General features: G+C 62.7%; 14 protein-coding genes. 9 read left to right on the plus strand and 5 right to left on the minus strand.

From position 1 onward, the window contains the following. Nucleotides 1-6: 6 nt before the first annotated feature. The 3 genes from NAP1_RS08365 to hemC form a co-directional block, all read right to left on the minus strand. The gene (locus NAP1_RS08365) at nucleotides 7-963 is read right to left on the minus strand and encodes a hypothetical protein (protein ID WP_007164838.1); all 957 of its coding nucleotides are present in this window, start codon (nucleotides 961-963) and stop codon (nucleotides 7-9) included. Nucleotides 964-1,027: 64 nt separating this feature from the next. Next, the gene (locus NAP1_RS08370; protein ID WP_007164839.1) at nucleotides 1,028-1,705 is read right to left on the minus strand and encodes a uroporphyrinogen-III synthase; all 678 of its coding nucleotides are present in this window, start codon (nucleotides 1,703-1,705) and stop codon (nucleotides 1,028-1,030) included. A 9-nt stretch (nucleotides 1,706-1,714) separates the two neighbouring features. Then, a complete protein-coding gene (hemC, locus tag NAP1_RS08375; RefSeq protein ID WP_256364610.1) occupies nucleotides 1,715-2,638 on the minus strand; it encodes a hydroxymethylbilane synthase in 924 nt (307 codons plus the stop codon). Between the two features lie 86 nt (nucleotides 2,639-2,724). On the opposite strand from hemC, the gene tsaD reads away from it, so the two are divergent. The 9 genes from tsaD to NAP1_RS08420 all read left to right on the plus strand — a co-directional run bounded on the left by tsaD (nucleotide 2,725) and on the right by NAP1_RS08420 (nucleotide 12,697). Continuing rightward, a complete protein-coding gene (gene tsaD, locus NAP1_RS08380) occupies nucleotides 2,725-3,780 on the plus strand; it encodes a tRNA (adenosine(37)-N6)-threonylcarbamoyltransferase complex transferase subunit TsaD (protein WP_007164841.1) in 1,056 nt (351 codons plus the stop codon). Beyond that, nucleotides 3,777-4,784 (plus strand): NAD(P)H-dependent glycerol-3-phosphate dehydrogenase, encoded by a 1,008-nt coding sequence (locus tag NAP1_RS08385; RefSeq protein WP_007164842.1) that lies wholly within the window; start codon nucleotides 3,777-3,779, stop codon nucleotides 4,782-4,784. Before tsaD ends, NAP1_RS08385 begins: the two co-directional genes overlap by 4 nt. After that, nucleotides 4,781-6,358 (plus strand): lipopolysaccharide biosynthesis protein, encoded by a 1,578-nt coding sequence (locus NAP1_RS08390; protein WP_007164843.1) that lies wholly within the window; start codon nucleotides 4,781-4,783, stop codon nucleotides 6,356-6,358. Before NAP1_RS08385 ends, NAP1_RS08390 begins: the two co-directional genes overlap by 4 nt. Nucleotides 6,359-6,483: 125 nt before the next feature. Continuing rightward, the gene (locus NAP1_RS08395) at nucleotides 6,484-8,214 is read left to right on the plus strand and encodes a VWA domain-containing protein (RefSeq protein WP_007164844.1); all 1,731 of its coding nucleotides are present in this window, start codon (nucleotides 6,484-6,486) and stop codon (nucleotides 8,212-8,214) included. 195 nt (nucleotides 8,215-8,409) lie between these two features. Next, on the plus strand, nucleotides 8,410-9,060 hold the full coding sequence (locus tag NAP1_RS08400; RefSeq protein ID WP_007164845.1) for a helix-hairpin-helix domain-containing protein: 651 nt from the start codon (nucleotides 8,410-8,412) through the stop codon (nucleotides 9,058-9,060). 116 nt (nucleotides 9,061-9,176) lie between these two features. Then, a complete protein-coding gene (locus tag NAP1_RS08405; protein ID WP_007164846.1) occupies nucleotides 9,177-9,545 on the plus strand; it encodes a response regulator in 369 nt (122 codons plus the stop codon). An 81-nt stretch (nucleotides 9,546-9,626) separates the two neighbouring features. Further along, nucleotides 9,627-10,841 (plus strand): acyl-CoA dehydrogenase, encoded by a 1,215-nt coding sequence (locus NAP1_RS08410; RefSeq protein WP_007164847.1) that lies wholly within the window; start codon nucleotides 9,627-9,629, stop codon nucleotides 10,839-10,841. A gap of 202 nt (nucleotides 10,842-11,043) precedes the next feature. Then, the gene (maiA, locus tag NAP1_RS08415; protein WP_007164848.1) at nucleotides 11,044-11,685 is read left to right on the plus strand and encodes a maleylacetoacetate isomerase; all 642 of its coding nucleotides are present in this window, start codon (nucleotides 11,044-11,046) and stop codon (nucleotides 11,683-11,685) included. Nucleotide 11,686: 1 nt separating this feature from the next. Then, nucleotides 11,687-12,697 (plus strand): fumarylacetoacetate hydrolase family protein, encoded by a 1,011-nt coding sequence (locus NAP1_RS08420; protein ID WP_007164849.1) that lies wholly within the window; start codon nucleotides 11,687-11,689, stop codon nucleotides 12,695-12,697. Here the strand turns inward: NAP1_RS08420 and NAP1_RS08425 are convergent. Further along, the gene (locus tag NAP1_RS08425) at nucleotides 12,694-13,392 is read right to left on the minus strand and encodes an alternative oxidase (RefSeq protein WP_007164850.1); all 699 of its coding nucleotides are present in this window, start codon (nucleotides 13,390-13,392) and stop codon (nucleotides 12,694-12,696) included. The genes NAP1_RS08420 and NAP1_RS08425 overlap by 4 nt on opposite strands. A 195-nt stretch (nucleotides 13,393-13,587) precedes the next feature. Further along, complete coding sequence (gene ald / locus NAP1_RS08430) at nucleotides 13,588-14,673, minus strand: alanine dehydrogenase (RefSeq protein ID WP_007164851.1); 1,086 nt, start codon at nucleotides 14,671-14,673, stop codon at nucleotides 13,588-13,590. Nucleotides 14,674-14,764: the final 91 nt, after the last annotated feature.

The following is a 14,764-nucleotide window of genomic DNA, read 5'->3' on the forward strand; positions in this document are numbered from 1 at the left end:
GAAAGCCTACTCTTCGCCCGTCTGATCGACCGGGCTTGGTTGGCGCACGACATTGCCTGCACCGTCGCGAAGACCGCTTTGGTCAAGGACTGCTGCGGTCTCAATCACTTCCAAAGCCTGCATCGCGTCACGAAAACGCTCGGCATCGGCAATCCAGCTTTCGGCCTGCTCGGCGCCCGGCATGCCGCGTATCTCGTCGATTGCGTTCTGGTAGCGCCCTTGTTCGAGCGCGATGCGAGCACGGTCCAGCCGGCGTTCCGGCTGTGACGACGGTGTGCTCTCGCGGCGGATCACGAAAAGCTGGCTCATTTCGCGCTGCATACGTTCCCAGCTGATGCCCTCATCGCGCTCGACCAGTTGCGGGCCAAGGCCATCGAGACGCGCGGTCAAATTGTCGTATCGGATCGGGTTGCGCGCAAAGGTGATGATCGTGTTGACCGCATTGGGCCATTGATCTGAGAAACGCAGGCGAAGCTGGTCAGCAAGATAGCCAAGTTCCGCCCCACGCTCGACCGCGCGGCGGGTGGCAAAGGCGATCAAAAGTCCTTCGGCGCGCGCCGCGTTACCCGCAGCCGCCTGAGCCTGAAGATCAAGCCGCGCGAGCCGCTGTTCGGCGGCGGCAAGCCGCTGGTCGAGGCCGCCCTGCTGCTCGGCAACGTTGCGAACGGCCTCCGCTGCGCCTTCGGTATCACCCTCTTCCAGTGCTGCGACTGCGTCAGCGAGTGGGCTTGGCGAAGGGCTCGCAGGCGTTGTCGGCGTGGGCGACGGGTCGCCCGCAATCGGTGTCGCACCGGGAAGCTCCGGCGGGACTTCGGCAGCCGCAATCGGCTGCTCTTCTGGTGTCAGATTGTACCAAACCACATACCCCACCAGCGCTCCGCCGACGAGGAATGAAGCAAACGCAGCCAGCGCAAACCGCCCGGTAGAGGCGGGCTTTCTGCGGCTGCCATATTTCGATGCCATCGAATATCCGTCTATAATGACCCAAGAGGCCGGAGTTTTCTCCGTACCGGGACGATCCGCCTGCCTATATGCACGTCTCGCGGACCAATTCCAACAATGCGGTGTCATTGGGCGCGGGCGAGACGTGGATAGATTGCCAGCCGGTTCCGGCAGCTTCGGCGATGCGCGGGCCGAGAACGGCAAGCTTTATGCGCGAGCGTTGAAGTGCAAGGCGCCGGGTTTCGCTATCGAAGCGTTCGGCTGCGACGGCGGAGTGAAGCAGCACCGTCAGGCCAAGCTGGTCGAGCGCGCGCAAGGGTTCGGGCAATTCGAGCGGCACGCTCTCATAAGCGATGCGGGTCACGATCTCGACGCCATCGGAAGACGTGAGCGGAACGTGTTTCTCACCCGCGATTCGCAGGAAGCGGGTTGGCTTGGTGACAGCATCGAGAACGTTCTGAAGACCGCCTGTGCCGACATTCGCAATCTCGAATCCAGCGTCCCGCGCCGCGTCGGCGGTGGTCTGCCCTACTGCGTGGACGGGCTTGTTCGTGATGGAACTGAGCGCATCGCCCCCGTGCCGGATCGCGTTGGCGCTGCCGATGAGGATGGCATCGAAACTTCCCGGCTCAGGGCATTCCCATTTGCGCGCCCGCACCTCGAACAGCGGGTATCCTATCATGTTCAGGCCCAGCTGCTTGCCTGCCTCCATTGTCGCGGCAAGCCCCGGTTCGGGCCGCACGGCAAGAACGAAACCGGACATGGAGTGCGCTTACCCTTCGCCGCCGAAATGCTCGGCGATGGCGGGGGTGGCGCGGTGGAGCAGGTCTGCGGCGAGCGCGTGAACGGGAGCATGATCGCCGGCACTGAAGCTCGCTTCGCCATCGACCCGCTCGGAGCCATCCGGGCTAAACAAGGCGGCGCGCATCGTCAGTTCGCCCGCATCGCCGCTGCAAAGGACAGCCACCGGCGAATGGCAGGTTCCGCCAAGCTTGGCGAGCAATGCGCGTTCCGCCTCAAGCTCGGCGCGGGTCGCTGCGTGGTCGATTGCGGCAAGCAATTCGCCAGCTTCGTCATCGTCTGCACGGCATTCGAGAGCGATCACCCCTTGCGCTGCTGCCGGAATCCAGTCGCCCGTTTCAAGTGGTGCGCCGACTTCGCTTTGCCCGAGCCGTTCAAGCCCAGCCGCCGCAAGAAAAGTCACGTCCGCCTCGCCCGCTTCAAGCTTGCCGAGCCGTGTCGCGACATTGCCGCGGAATGTCACGACCTTGCAGTCGGGCCGAAGGTTCAGGAGCTGCGAGGCGCGGCGCGGTGCGCTTGTTCCAACGGTCGCGCCACGGGGAATATCGGCGATGCTGGCCGCTCCCACCAACGCATCGCGGCGGTCAGCGCGCGGCAGAAAAGCGGCGAAGCGGAATGCATCGGGACGGATCGTCTCGACGTCCTTTGCCGAATGAACCGCCACGTCGATCTTGCCCTCGGCAAGCCACGCATCGAGTTCCTTGGTCCACAGCGCCTTGCCGCCAATCTCGGCCAGCGGGCGGTCGAGCACCTTGTCGCCGCTTGCCACTACGGGGACCAGTTCGACCTCGCCTTCGGCCCAGCCATGCGCCTTGCAAAGCCGCTCGCGCGTTTCGAACGCCTGCGCCATCGCGAGCGGTGAATTTCGTGTTCCTAGCCTGAGTTTTGGACGCAATTCACCCGCGCCCCTGGTCGTTTCTGTCACCAAAGTGTCTCCCGTCACGCTTGCTCTAGCCACGCGAGAGACTAGATGGAAGCGCAATGGGATCGACGCACAACATTGTCCTCGGAATCGAGTCGAGCTGCGACGAAACGGCAGTGGCGCTGGTCACGTCCGACCGCCGCATCCTCGCCGAACGCATCGCGAGTCAGGAGGCCGAGCACGCGCCCTATGGCGGAGTCGTGCCCGAAATCGCGGCGCGAGCTCATGCCGAAAGGCTTGCTCCGATGCTCGAAGGTGTGATGGCGGACGCTGGACTGGCCTTGGACGACGTGGACGCAATTGCGGCGACCGCCGGCCCGGGCCTGATCGGCGGCGTCATGGTGGGCCTCGTCAGTGCAAAGGCGCTGGCGATGGCGTCGGGCAAACCGCTGATCGCGGTGAACCACCTCGAAGGGCACGCACTGTCGCCCCGGCTCGCGGACGAGGCGCTGGGCTATCCTTATCTCTTGCTGCTCGTATCAGGCGGACATTGTCAGATCCTCGGCGTCGAGGGCGTCGGCGAATATCGCCGCCTCGCAACGACAATCGACGATGCGCTGGGCGAGGCATTCGACAAGACGGCCAAGATCCTTGGCCTTGGCTATCCCGGCGGGCCCGCGGTGGAGCGTTTGGCGCTCGAGGGCGACGCCAAGGCTGTTCCCCTGCCTCGCCCCATGAAGGGGTCGAAGGAACCGCACTTCTCCTTTGCCGGTCTCAAGAGCGCCGTGCTGCGCGCTCATGAAAGCGGTAGGCACAACGCAGCCGATATCGCTGCCTCTTTCCAGCAGGCGGCGATTGATTGCCTGATCGACCGGCTCGAAAAGGCTCTTGGTTCATCAGGTCCCTACCCCGCGCTTGTCGTGGCGGGCGGCGTCGCAGCGAACCAGGCGGTTCGCATTGCGCTCGAAAACCTCGCCTCGCGCCATGACATGCGCTTCGTCGCGCCGCCGCTCAAACTGTGCACCGACAATGCAGCGATGATCGCATGGGCCGGGTGCGAGCGGCTTGCGCAGGATCCCGAATTTGCTGGCGACCCTCTCGACCTAAAGGCGCGCCCACGCTGGCCGCTTGATCAGGAGGCTGACAAGGTGCGCGGTGCGGGGGTGAAAGCATGAGCACATCCATCGGAGTGATCGGTGCAGGCGCATGGGGAACAGCCCTTGCCCAAATGCTCGCAAGCGACGGTCGCGAGGTCCTGCTTTGGGCTTACGAGAGCGAAGTCGTGGACGCGATCAACTCTGATCGCCGCAACCCGCAATATCTGCCGAGCGCGCAGCTTGCCAAGACAATTCGCGCCACCGGCGACCTTGCGGACTTTGCCGAGATCGAGATCGCTCTGGTCGTCACCCCGGCGCAACTCTTGGGCAAGGTGCTTTCCGTCCTCGACAAATCGCCGCGCGATCTAGTCCTTTGCTCCAAGGGAATTGAAGCGGGCACCGGACGCCTGATGAACGATGTCGCCCGCGAGGCCGCGCCGGGGAGCGAGATCGCTGTTCTTTCCGGTCCCACCTTCGCCCATGAAGTCGCCTCTGGCCTCCCAACCGCCGTTACGCTCGCCTGCGAAGGCGGACGCGAGCAATGGGAGCGGCTCTCGCCCGCCATCGCACGGCCAGCGTTCCGGCCCTATTATTCCGACGACGTCACCGGCGCGGAAATCGGCGGGTCGATCAAGAACGTACTCGCCATAGCCTGCGGCGTGGTCGAAGGCCTGAAACTCGGCCAGAACGCGCGTGCTGCTCTGATCGCGCGCGGATATGCCGAAATGCTGCGTTTTGGCGAGACGATGGGCGCGCAGGCGGAGACGCTCGCTGGCCTATGCGGCCTAGGCGATCTGGTACTAACCTGTTCTTCGACCTCCAGCCGCAATTTCTCGCTCGGCAAGGCGCTGGGCGAAGGCGAGAAAGCCGCCGACCTGATGGCTGACCGCACAACGGTCGCCGAAGGCGCACACACTGCGCCTGTGCTCGCGAGCCTCGCCAAGGAGCGCGACATCGCCATGCCGATCGTCATCGCGGTCAACGCGATCCTCGATGGCTCCGCGCCCGAAGCAGTCGTTGCCGAATTGCTCTCACGTCCCTTGCGCGCCGAGACGCCGTCCGACCAAGGCGACGTCGAGTGAGCACGCCCACCGACAAACCTGCGGCCCAGCCGCAGCCCGCCTCTGGCGGCAATGACGATATGGAAACGCTTGCCAAGGGCGGGCGCACCAACACGCTCGGCTTTGTCCTGCGCCTGCTCGGCGGCATTCCATTTCTGTTTGTCGGATTCCGGCTTTACGGCGTCGACGAGATGGGGCGATTCGCTGCGGCCTTCGTAGTCATCGAGATCTTCGCGCTCATCTGCGCGCTAGGTGAAAAGCGCGGCCTTGCACAACGCCTGACCGAGGGTGCTGAAGACCACGAAGGTTCGCCCACCAATCTCGTTTTCGACGGGATGCTGACCTCGCTCCTGTTCAGCCTCGTCGCCTGCGCGCTGCTCATCACTTTCCCGGTGATCATCTTCCCAAGCGGGACGAACAGCGAGTTCGACATGTGGATGATCGCCGCGATCCCGGCCTTCGCGCTGACCGAGATCCTGCTCGCCGCGCAAGCCTATCGCTATGACATCGCCACCACGGTGCGCGCCCGCGCGGTGGTTGAGCCTTGGACCAAGTCGATCCTCGTTGCGGGACTTTTCTTCGTCCCCGCTCTTGCAAGCGGAGGCATCGCGCTTGCCTTCCTCGCCTCGATCTATGCCGCGCTTGTCACCGCCGCATGGTCGTTTTTCCGCACCTATGGCTGGCCCAAGGGCTGGCGCCCTCGCCCGCGTTACCTTGCCAAGATGACCGCGCGCGCCCTGCCACTCATCGGGGCTGACGTGATCGAGCGCGGCACGCGACTGCTCGACGTGTTCCTGCTTGGTCAGGCGACTTCGGCAGCAACCGTCGGCATCTACTGGTTTGCCAAGGAAGTCGTGAGCCTGCCGCAGAAGCTCAAATCAAGCTTCGAGCCGATCCTCTCGCCGGTCATCACCAAGAACCTGAAGATCGGCAACATGGACGCAATCGCCGCGCAGGTGCGGCAAGTCGGCTTCTGGATTATCGCGCTGCAATTCGGGATCGCGCTCATGCTCGCAATTCCGGGCGAGGCAGTCATGGGCCTCGGCGGTCCGGCCATCGTCGGCGGTACTGGCGCGCTCGCCATTCTGCTTGCCGCAGAAGTGGTCGCATCAATGGCAGTCGTTTCCGAGAGCGTTCTGGTCTACATCGCGAGGAAGAGGAACCTGCTGATCTCCGTCGGGGTCATCACCTTGCAGGCCGCGCTTACTATCGGGTTCATTTGGCTGGCGCAGGAAATGGGTTGGGGCGAAGGCTTCCAAGCCGCTGGCGCGGCGCTCGCCCTGTTCTTCGCGCTCGGCACGTCGAGCCTTGTAAAAGCGCTGGTGCTCAAGACGCTGCTCAAGGCCCCGGTATCGAACTATCGCGCCGCGCTTGTTTATGCCGCAGCGCCCGCCGTTCTCGTCGGTTTTCTGTTCACCGAATTCACTCCCGAATGGGTCGAGCTTGCAATCGGTGGGCCGTTGATTCTCGTGGTCTATATGTGGGTCATCTGGAAGCGCGGTTTCGAGGAATCGGACAAGGTCTTGTTCCGCAAGAATGCCAAGTTGCCCGAGGAAATTCTGGAAGCCGCCGAAAGCACGGGCAAGCCGCTCTGATCGGCGTTAAAACGTTGGTTTTCAGCCAGTTGCGCCAAAACATTTCATCGTCCTGACAGCACGTTCAGTCGTTATTCACGCCCCGAGGCTGACCTTTCGAACGGGTAAGTCGAGGGGAGTAAGCAATGGGTCCTTTTAAGCATTTCCACCTCAAGCTGGTCGGTGCAGCAGCGCTCGGCCTTTTCGTTGCAAGCTGCGCGCAGCCAAGTGAGCAGATCGTCGTAACCGGGTCGCCAGCGCCGACGTCGGGAACGAAGGCACCTCCGCCTCCGCCACCGCCCCCTCCACCACCACCGCCTCCGCCGTCGCAGGCCTTGGCTGACAACACGGTGGTCGTCACCGCTTCGCGCCGGGCCGGTGCACCAAGCAGGAGCAGAACCGGCGCGGTCTCAGCCGAAGTGGCCTCCGCACCGCGAGGCTACTCGATCCCGCCAGTGGTTGTGCCGGTCGATCCGGGCCGCGAACGCTATGACGGCGAAGAGGTCTCGCCGGTCAAGCTGGTGAGCGCCGAGCCGGTCTCCACCTTCAGCGTCGATGTCGACACCGGCGCGTACGCCAACACCCGCCGTTTCCTGCGGCAAGGGGTCACTCCACCGCGCGATGCTGTGCGGACCGAGGAGATGATCAACTATTTCCGCTACGATTACGCACGGCCAACGACGCGCGACGTGCCTTTCACCACCAACATCGATGTCGCGAAGACGCCGTGGAACGAGGACACCTACCTCATGCGGATCGGCCTTCGCGGCTACGATATCGAGCGTGACGAGCGCCCACCTGCGAACCTCGTATTCCTGATGGATGTCTCGGGTTCGATGGGCAGCCCTGACAAGCTGCCGCTTGTCCAGACCGCGCTCTCCGGCCTTGCAGGTGAACTGGGCGAGCAGGACCGTGTCTCGATCGTGGTCTATGCTGGAGCCGCTGGCCTGGTGCTCGAACCCACCAACGACACGGCGAAAATCCGCGCAGCGCTCATGTCGCTTTCTGCAGGCGGGTCGACCGCCGGGGGAGCAGGCATCCAGCTCGCTTACAACATCGCCGAGGACAACTTCATCGAAGGCGGTGTCAACCGCGTGATCCTTGCCACCGACGGCGACTTCAATGTCGGCGTGTCGGACCGCGATGCGCTCGTCGAGATGGTCGAGAAGAACCGAGACCGCGGGATAACCTTGACCACGCTCGGGTTTGGCACGGGCAACTTCAACGAAGCGATGATGGAGCAGATCGCCAACAAGGGTAACGGCAATTACGCCTACATCGACAGCGCTCTCGAAGCGAAAAAGGTGCTGAGCGACGAAATGAGCTCGACGCTCTTCACCATCGCCAAGGACGTGAAGATCCAGGTCGAATTCAACCCAGCCGTCATCAGCCAGTACCGCCTTGTCGGCTACGAAAACCGCGTGCTGCGCGAGCAGGACTTCGACAATGACGCGGTCGATGCGGGCGATATTGGTGCCGGCCACCAGGTCACCGCGATCTATGAGGTAGTCCCAACTGGCAGCGATGGCTGGATCAAGCCGCGCCGCTATGAGGATGCAGTCGATGCCGAAGCCACCCGCCGCATGGCAGAGGCAGCGCACGTCAAATTGCGCTTCAAGCTTCCCGATGGCGACACCTCGCGCCTGATCGACACGGTCGTGATGAGCGATGCGTTTCTCGAAGCAGGTGCACCCTCGGGCGACTTCGCCTTCGCCGCAGCGGTCGCCGCCTATGGGCAGATCCTTCGCGGAGACGACCTTATGATGGGCTTCGACCACGATGACATCGAAGCGCTTGCCGGACGGCAGAGCAACTTCATCCGGCAGGAGTTCCTTGAACTCAATGCCATTGCAGGCGCCGCTCGCGGGGGCGGCTGAATACACCGGACCCCAAGGCGCCGCGCTACACGGTTAGGGATAGCGCGGCGTCAGGCGCACGGCTGGAGCCACCTGGCGAGTGTGGCTCCGGCCGTTTTCGCGTCTGGCGCCGGGCCAACCGTCTTGGGCTAACCCGCTCGCGCTGCTAAGGGGCTGCCAACCCTTTCCGAATTCGCCTTTTTCGAGGAGCTTTGCATGTCGCCACAATACACCCAGGCTGCCATCATGATCGCGATTGCGGTCGTCTTCGTGGCGCTCGCGATCTGGCTATGGCTGCGAGCCAACCGGAAGACGACGATTGTCGATGATGGCAAGAGCGGCAAGGACGTGCTCGACGAAGGCGCTGAACGTGCGGCGCGCAACCACGCGCTGATCGATGCGCCGACGGCGGTCAAACAGGACTTCGGGCAGACCAGCGCGAACGCAAATTCCGATAAAATCGCAGCGGCTGGTGAAACCGCGGACGCCGAGGCTGGCGTTTCGGTCGCCCCGACCGTTGGCGATCCCGTGCCACCGCGCCCCGATCACTGGGAAGCAGAGCAGCCCGCAGATGCCATCCCGACCCCGGCTCCCGCCCCTACCCCTGCCCCCGAAGCTGAAGCCGAGGCAGACGATCTCACCCGCATCAAAGGCCTTGGCCCCAAGCTGCGCACCATCCTTGCTGAACAGGGCATCACCCGTTTCGACCAGATCGCGGCTTGGAGCGACGAAGACATTGCGCGAATCGATGCAGGACTGGGCCGTTTTTCTGGCCGCATCACTCGCGATCAGTGGGTCGAACAAGCCAAGCTCCTGAGCGCCAAGGACGAGAGCGGTTTCACCTCTAAGTTCGGCCAAACGCGGTAGAAACAAAGGCTAAACGCCGTTCTATGGCAACTTTCTGAGCGTGCGTGTTGGGGTTCGCGCAAAAATTGTGTTATGCAACTTACCGAGGGATCAGGACGCTAACAGAGGACTGATTCGTGGCTCAGAAAATTCTCGTTGCCGAAGACGAAATGATCGTCGCTTTCGATCTGATCGACACCGTTGAAGAAGCGGGGTTCGAGGTCGATGGACCGCATGCCGGTGTCTCATCGGCCATGCTTGCCTATCAGAAAGAAAAACCCGACCTCGCAATTTTCGACATCGAATTGCAGGATGGCAACGCGCTCGAGCTCGCCCGGACCCTGATGGAAGAAGACGTGCCGGTCGTGTTTTACACGGGCAGCCGCCGCGTTAACGATGTCGCCGAGCAATTCCCGAACTCCTTCCCGCTCGCCAAGCCTTGCCCGCCCTCCGCGATGCTGAGCACAATCAGCGAAGCGCTGGAATTTCGTCCAAGCGAAGCGTAAGCTCCCGAAGCGATTGTCCCGCCCCTTGCAGGCCGCCACGAGTCCTGCGAGAGACGGGCAACAAGTTTCAGGAGCAACCAGATGCACGCCCCCCCTTCCCCCGAACTCGCAAGCGCCGGGATAGTCCCGTTCAACTGGGAAGACCCGTTCGATCTCGAAAGCCAGCTGACCGAAGACGAGCGGATGATCCGCGACGCCGCACGCGGTTTTGCACAGAGCGAGCTTCAGCCGCGCGTGATCGAAGCGTTCCGCAACGAGGCAAGCGCACCTGAACTCTTCCCGCTTATGGGCCAGGCTGGCCTGCTTGGCGCGACCATCCCTGAAGAACTCGGGGGTGCCGGCGCCGGCTATGTTTCCTACGGCCTGATCGCGCGCGAGATCGAGCGCGTAGACAGCGGCTATCGCTCAATGGCAAGCGTTCAATCCAGCCTCGTGATGCACCCGATCTACGCCTATGGCTCGCAGGAACAGCGTGAGAAGTACCTGCCCGGCCTTGCGAGCGGCGAGCTTATCGGCTGCTTCGGCCTCACCGAACCCGATGCAGGTTCCGACCCGGCTGGCATGAAAACCTACGCCAAGATGGACGGCGACGGCTTCGTGATCTCGGGTTCGAAGACCTGGATCTCAAATGCGCCGTTTGCAGACGTCTTTGTCGTCTGGGCCAAGTCCGAAGCGCATGATGGAGCGATCCGCGGCTTCATCCTTGAAAAGGGCATGAAAGGGCTTTCCGCGCCCAAGATCGAAGGCAAGATTTCGCTTCGCGCCTCGCCCACCGGCATGATCATGATGGATGAGGTGAAGCTGCCAGCCGATGCGCTGCTTCCCAATGTTCAGGGTCTGAAAGGTCCGTTCGGCTGCCTCAACCGTGCGCGCTACGGCATCAGCTGGGGGGCGATGGGAGCAGCAGAATTCTGCATGCACGCCGCACGGCAGTATGGCCTCGACCGCAGGCAATTCGGTCGCCCGCTTGCCGGCACTCAGCTGTATCAAAAGAAGCTCGCCGACATGCTGACCGACATCGCACTTGGCCTGCAGGCATCTTTGCGCGTCGGTCGCCTGATGGATGAAAACCGTTTCAGCCCCGACATGATCTCGATCGTTAAGCGCAACAATGTCGGCAAGGCGCTCGACATCGCTCGCACCGCGCGCGACATGCATGGCGGCAACGGTATCAGCGAGGAATATCAGGTCATCCGCCACGCAGTGAACCTCGAGACGGTCAACACCTACGAGGGCACGCACGATGTCCACGCGCTGATTCTTGGCCGCGGCATCACCGGCATCGCGGCGTTTTGATCGCTGCGTTGGTGCACTCCGGAGAGCAAAACGGAACGCTGTCCTACATGGCTTGTAATCGCTATGCAGGTCGGGTGAAAACGCGCACCGGCCCTTTTGCGATACGTTCGCAAGTAACCTGCCAAGTGCCTGAAAACGCTGGCGCAGTTTTTGCCCTGGACCGTGTAACATGCGGTCCACTTCTTGGTGCAGGAGCTGCCTCATGAGGCTGTTTGGCTACTACCGAAGCTCGACGAGCTACCGGTTGCGGATCGCGCTTGAGCTCAAGGGTCTTGATTACGAGAGCGCGCCGGTCAACCTGCTCAAGATGGCACAGAAGGAAGAGACCTTCACCAGCCGCAACCCCTTTGCGACCGTGCCCATGCTGGAAGCCGATGGCCGCGACCGGGCGCAGTCGATGGCCATGCTCGAATGGCTGGACGAAGCCTATCCGGCAAACCCGCTGCTGCCAGAGGGACTGGAGGATCGCTACACCGTGCGCGAGCTCGCCTACGCCATCGCGACCGAGTTGCATGCACCGCTCAACCTCTCGACGCTCAAGTATATGAAGAACGAGCTTGGCCATTCGCAAAACGAGATCGACGAGTGGTATCGCCACTGGTGCGGCGTGCGACTGACGCCGGTGGAGCAGCGGCTGGCGCAGCTTGATGCGGGCGACTTCGTGATGGAAGCGCCCGGCCTGTTCGAAGTGGTACTGCTGCCGCAATGCTACAACGCGCGGCGTTTCGCCTACGACATCGACGCTCACCCACATATCGCGCGGATCGAAGCGGCATGCCTTGCCCTGCCCGCCTTCCAGCGCGCTCACCCGGACAACCAACCAGACAATCCCGAGAAGGCCTGACATGAAACTCGCAACGCTTAATGACGGAACACGCGACGGCAAACTGGTCGTCGTATCCAAGGACCTCACTCGCTGCTGTGCCGCAGGCTACATCGCTCCGACTATGCAGGCAGCGCTCGACAACTGGGCGCGGGTTGCGCCGGAACTCGAGGTGCTGGCGCGCGATGTCGAACACGAGGCCGTGCCGTGCGAGCGCTTCCATGAGAGGCAGGCCCACTCGCCGCTTCCGCGCGCCTATCAGTGGGCAGACGGATCGGCCTACATCAACCACGTGGAACTGGTGCGAAAGGCGCGCGATGCCGAAGTGCCGGAGAGCTTCTATCACGATCCGCTGATGTATCAGGGCGGCAGCGACGGCTTCCTGCCCCCGCGCGCCGACATCCCGCTGGGCGATACCAAATGGGGCTGCGACATGGAGGGCGAAGTCGCCGTCGTCGTAGACGACGTGCCGATGGGCGTGAGCTCCGAAGATGCGGCAGGCCATATCAAGCTCATCATGCTGGTGAACGACGTGAGCCTGCGCGGCCTGATCCCCGGCGAGCTTGCCAAGGGCTTCGGGTTCTTCCAGTCCAAGCCTGCGAGTGCCTTCTCACCGGTCGCGGTTACGCCCGACGAGCTTGGCGATGCGTGGAAGGACAGTCTCATCCACCTGCCGCTGATGGTCGACTACAATGGCGAGCCGTTCGGCCGCGCCGAGGTAGGTAAGGACGCGACCTTCAACATGGCCCAGTTGGTCGCACACGCGGCCAAGACCCGATCGCTATGCGCAGGCTCGATCATCGGATCGGGCACGATCAGTAACAAGGGCGCCGACGGCGGTCCGGGCAAGCCGGTCGCCGATGGCGGCCTTGGCTATTCGTGCATCGCCGAGATCCGCATGATCGAAACAATCCGCGACGGCGAGCCGAGCACCCGCTTCATGGCTCCTGGCGACACGGTGAAGATCGAAATGCGCGATGGCGAGAACCACTCAATCTTCGGCTCGATCGAACAGGCCGTGGTGCAGGCTTAAGCCTCGCCCAGCTTGCGCCGCTTGGCACGCGTGCCATCGCGGCGCTCGTCTATGCGGTCGACGAAGCAGTGGTTGACGTCGCGGTGCTCCGCCTCGTCAGCGCGCACGGCGATGATGACATCGCTCAGGCGCGCATCGCTGTGAAGCTGCCAATAGTCGATCGCGATCTGCGGCGCAGGCACGTTCTCATGGCGACCTGATTCGACCTCCTTGAGGTACGCGGTGTAGCTGATCACGGCCTCCTCCTCGAAGTAACCAACCACCCGGTGCGCGGTGCGCGGGGCGAGCAGGTAGAGGAAGAAATAGAAGTTGTAGAACACCAGCTGGACCGAGAGGATCAGGAACCGCTCAAACGCATTGGGCTTGGCGATTTCGATGAAGGTCATGAGGTGCATGCGCTCATTCTCGGCCTCGTCGAGAAGAGTGCGGATCCAGCCCTCGTCATCGCGCATTCGGCGAAGCGCGCGAAGGTGCTGAAGCAGGCCGCCGACCATTCCGGGCACGGCAGCGACGGTCTCGAGCACCACGGCGCGGTGGCCATAGCGCCTGGCGAAGAAGGTGTCGGCGAAGAAGCGCAGCAGCTTCACGAAAGCGAAGGCGACATGGTCGCTCTTCGACTGCGGCGCGACATGCGAGGTGACGTCAGCGTCGTAGTTGACCTGACGGACAAGAGGACGGGTATCGAACTGTTGCATGGGAAACTCTCAAGTGGCCTGATCCCTTCTACTCGACCCTCATGTCGAGCGCCCTGATCAGGTCGCCATCGGCAGCTGAGATATAGAGATCACGCCCCGGAATTACCCGAGAAACGCACACAATAGCTGTTCGTTTTCATGCAACACAGGAGCGAGATCGCCTCCCACTCCTGCGTAATGCGCAATCGCTAGAGATCAGAAGCCGAGGCTCTCCGCCACCGCTTCGTTCACGATCTTGCCCTCGTGAACGTTGAGGCCGAGGCGCAGATGCGGATCGTCCTCGCAAGCCTTCACAACACCCTTGTTGGCGAGCGCAAGGCCGAAAGGCAGCGTCGCATTGTTGAGCGCATAGCTCGACGTATGCGGGACAGCGCCAGGCATGTTGGCAACGCAATAGTGGATGATGTCGTCGACCATATAAGTCGGCGCATCGTGCGTCGTCGGCTTGGACGTTTCGAAACAGCCGCCCTGGTCAATCGCAACATCGACCAGCACCGCGCGGTGCTTCATCAGGCCGAGCATGTCGCGCGTCACCAGCTTGGGAGCGCTCGCACCCGGGATGAGCACTGCACCAACCACCACGTCGGCTTCGGTAATCGCGTCTTCGATTGTGCCTGCGTTCGAATAGCGCGTGGTGGCACGGCCCTGAAACATGTCGTCAAGCTCGCGAATACGCGGGAGCGACCGGTCGAGGATCTCGACGTTTGCGCCAAGGCCAACCGCCATGCGCGCAGCCTGCGTTCCGACAACGCCGCCGCCGATCACGACGACCTTCGCCGGAAGCACGCCGGGCACCCCGCCCATCAGGATGCCGCGACCGCCATTATTGGCGTGGCTCGAATGAGCGCTTGCTTCGATCGAGAGACGACCTGCCACTTCGCTCATCGGAGCAAGCAGCGGGAGGCCTCCGTCACGGTCGGTGACGGTCTCGTAGGCGACAGCCGAAACGCCGCTTTCCATCAGGCCCTTTGCCTGCTCGGGGTCAGGGGCGAGGTGGAGATAGGTAAAAAGGATTTGCCCTTCGCGCAGCTGCACCCACTCGTTCGGCTGCGGCTCCTTGACCTTCACGATCATCTCGGCGCTCGCGAATACCTCTTCGGCGGTGTCAACGATCTCGGCGCCAATCGCACGGTAATCGTCATCGGTCTTGCTGATCCCGGTGCCAGCGCCGCTTTCAAGCATGACGCGGTGACCCGCGGCGATGTACTCGCGCGCGGATTCAGGCGTGAGGCCGACGCGATATTCGTGGTTCTTGATCTCTTTCGGGACGCCGACGAGCATGGCTTTCTCCTCTCGACTCAGGGCTTGCGTCCCCCTAGCGCCGACGCAACAATGTTTCAATTGAAACGAACTCAATTGCTCGCCACATTGA

The organism is Erythrobacter sp. NAP1 (assembly GCF_000152865.1).
Lineage (GTDB): Bacteria > Pseudomonadota > Alphaproteobacteria > Sphingomonadales > Sphingomonadaceae > Erythrobacter.

What these genes read in the sequence shown, in the direction of transcription:
- NAP1_RS08365 (WP_007164838.1), bottom strand. Translation starts at nt 963, where the DNA reads ATGGCATCGAAATATGGCAGCCGCAGAAAGCCCGCCTCTACCGGGCGG.
- NAP1_RS08370 (WP_007164839.1), bottom strand. Translation starts at nt 1,705, where the DNA reads ATGTCCGGTTTCGTTCTTGCCGTGCGGCCCGAACCGGGGCTTGCCGCG.
- tsaD (WP_007164841.1), top strand. Translation starts at nt 2,725, where the DNA reads ATGGGATCGACGCACAACATTGTCCTCGGAATCGAGTCGAGCTGCGAC.
- NAP1_RS08385 (WP_007164842.1), top strand. Translation starts at nt 3,777, where the DNA reads ATGAGCACATCCATCGGAGTGATCGGTGCAGGCGCATGGGGAACAGCC.
- NAP1_RS08395 (WP_007164844.1), top strand. Translation starts at nt 6,484, where the DNA reads ATGGGTCCTTTTAAGCATTTCCACCTCAAGCTGGTCGGTGCAGCAGCG.
- NAP1_RS08400 (WP_007164845.1), top strand. Translation starts at nt 8,410, where the DNA reads ATGTCGCCACAATACACCCAGGCTGCCATCATGATCGCGATTGCGGTC.
- NAP1_RS08410 (WP_007164847.1), top strand. Translation starts at nt 9,627, where the DNA reads ATGCACGCCCCCCCTTCCCCCGAACTCGCAAGCGCCGGGATAGTCCCG.
- maiA (WP_007164848.1), top strand. Translation starts at nt 11,044, where the DNA reads ATGAGGCTGTTTGGCTACTACCGAAGCTCGACGAGCTACCGGTTGCGG.
- NAP1_RS08420 (WP_007164849.1), top strand. Translation starts at nt 11,687, where the DNA reads ATGAAACTCGCAACGCTTAATGACGGAACACGCGACGGCAAACTGGTC.
- NAP1_RS08425 (WP_007164850.1), bottom strand. Translation starts at nt 13,392, where the DNA reads ATGCAACAGTTCGATACCCGTCCTCTTGTCCGTCAGGTCAACTACGAC.
- ald (WP_007164851.1), bottom strand. Translation starts at nt 14,673, where the DNA reads ATGCTCGTCGGCGTCCCGAAAGAGATCAAGAACCACGAATATCGCGTC.